General features: G+C 76.5%; 1 protein-coding gene. It reads left to right on the top strand.

Translation table 11 applies throughout. The features are described 5' to 3' along the window. Positions 1 to 2,271, top strand: a 2,271-nt coding sequence (locus tag VR45_RS40775; protein WP_045945031.1) for an SDR family NAD(P)-dependent oxidoreductase, incomplete at both ends; no start/stop codon positions are given.

Raw genomic sequence — 2,271 nt, 5'->3', positions numbered from 1 at the left:
GGGCGGTCCCTCCGGAACGGCCCCGGCGGGCGACGACCTCTGGGAGGCCCTGGGCGGCGGTGACCTGGACCGGTTCACCACGGCCCTCGGGGTGGCGCCCGAGGACCCGCTGAACGTGGTGCTCCCCGCGCTCGCCACTTGGCGCACCGAGCGCACCGAGCGTTCGGTGGTCGACTCCTGGCGCTACCGCGTGACCTGGCGGGCCCTGCCCGAGGGGCCGCCGGCCGCACTGGACGGCAACTGGCTCGTCCTGTCGTCGGACGGTCGGTCCGAGGACGGGGCAAGCCGGTCGGAGGCGACCGTCCACGTGCTGGAACAGGCCGGGGCCTCGGTGGTCCACCTGCGGACCACCGAGGCGGAGGCCGACCGCGCCGTGCTGGCCGACCGGGTCCGCGCGTCCCTCGACGCGCTGCCCGGCCCGGTGACGGGAGTGCTGTCGCTGCTGGGCCTCGACGAGCGCCCGCACTCGGCGCACCCCTCCGTCCCGCTGGGCACCGCGCTCAACCTGGCGCTGGTGCAGGCCCTCGGCGATGCCGGGACCGACGCGCCCCTGTGGTGGGCGACCCGGGGCGCGGTGTCGGTCGGGGACACGGGCAACGGGGGTCCGGTCAGCGCCGCGCAGAACCTGCTGTGGGGTCTGGGCCGGGTCGCCGCACTGGAGTTCCCGCAGCGTTGGGGCGGTCTGATCGACCTCCCGGAGGTCCTCGGCCCGGACGCCGCCGCGCGGCTGTGCCGGGTGCTGGCCGGCGGGGCCGGGGACGAGGACCAGGTGGCCGTACGGGCCACCGGCTGCCACGGTCGGCGGCTGGTCCGGTCCGCCCTGGGCGACACCGAACCGCGGCGGAGGTGGCGGCCCGGGGGCACCGTGCTGATCACCGGCGGTACCGGCGGGATCGGCGCGCAGATCGCCCGCTGGCTGGCCCGGCGGGGAGCCGGGCACCTGGTGCTGGTGAGCCGGCGCGGCGCGGACGCGCCGGGTGCGCCGGAGCTCTCCGAGGAACTGGCCGCCCTCGGCGCCCGGGTCACCCTGGCCTCGTGCGACGTCGGCGACCTGGAGGCCCTGCGCGCGCTGAAGGACGGCCTCGAACACGACGGCCACCGGATCAGTACCGTCTTCCACGCCGCGGGGGCGGGGCTGCTGGTGCCGCTTCCCGACACCGACGCGGACGAGTTCGCCGACACCTTCCACGCCAAGGCCGGCGGGGCCAGGAACCTGGACCTGCTCTTCGACCGGGACACGCTCGACGCGTTCGTGCTGTTCTCCTCCATCTCCGGGGTGTGGGGCAGCGCCGTCCACGGCGCGTACGCCGCCGCCAACGCCTACCTCGACGGCCTGGCCGAGGACCGCAGGAGCCGGGGCCTCGCCGCGACCTCCGTGGTGTGGGGGATCTGGAACCCCGAGGGCGGGGCCGGGATGGCGGCCGAACTGGCGGAGGAGACCCTGCGCGGCCACGGCGTGCTCTTCATGCCGCCCGCCGTCGCGATCACCGGGCTCCAGCAGGTCCTGGACCACGACGAGACGGTGGTCGTGGTCGCCGACATCGACTGGGACCGCTTCGCCACGGTCTTTACCTCGGCCCGCCCCAGCCCGCTGATCGGGGAACTCCCCGAGGTGCGCGCCGCGCTGGCCGCCGAACCGGAGACCGGCGGGACCGGGGCCGAGGGAGCGCCCTCGGCACTGCGCGACCGGCTGGCGCCGCTTCCGGCGGCCGAGCGGACCAGGACGCTGGTCGACCTGGTCCGGACCCACGCGGCCGCCGTCCTCGGTCACGACTCGCCGGACGCCGTCGCGCCCGGCCGCGCCTTCCGCGACCTGGGCTTCGACTCGCTGACCGCCGTGGACATGCGCAACCGGCTCAACACCGCCACCGGCCTGCGGCTCCCGGTCACCGTCGTCTTCGACTACTCGTCGGCGACCGCGCTCGCCCGGCGCCTGGAGACCGGACTGCTGGGCGCCGCCGAGGAGCCCGCCACCGTCCCGCCGCCCCCGTCGGCGGCACCCGACGCGGACGACGACCCCGTCGTGATCGTCTCCATGAGCTGCCGCTACCCGGGCGGTGTACGCACCCCCGAGGACCTGTGGCGCCTGGTCGCCGACGGGCGCGACGCCGTCTCCGGGCTGCCGTCCGACCGGGGCTGGGACCTCGACGCGCTGTACGACGCGGACCCCGACCGGCCCGGCAGGAGCTACGCCGCCGCGGGCGGGTTCGTCAGCGACGCGGACCGCTTCGACCCCGGATTCTTCGGGATCTCGCCGCGCGAGGCCCTGGC

The sequence above is a fragment of the Streptomyces sp. NRRL S-495 genome (assembly GCF_000966955.1).
In the GTDB taxonomy this organism is placed as follows: domain Bacteria; phylum Actinomycetota; class Actinomycetes; order Streptomycetales; family Streptomycetaceae; genus Kitasatospora; species Kitasatospora purpeofusca.
The sequence above is the reverse complement of the archived record's forward strand: the minus strand, read 5'-3'. Positions and strand labels throughout refer to the sequence as shown.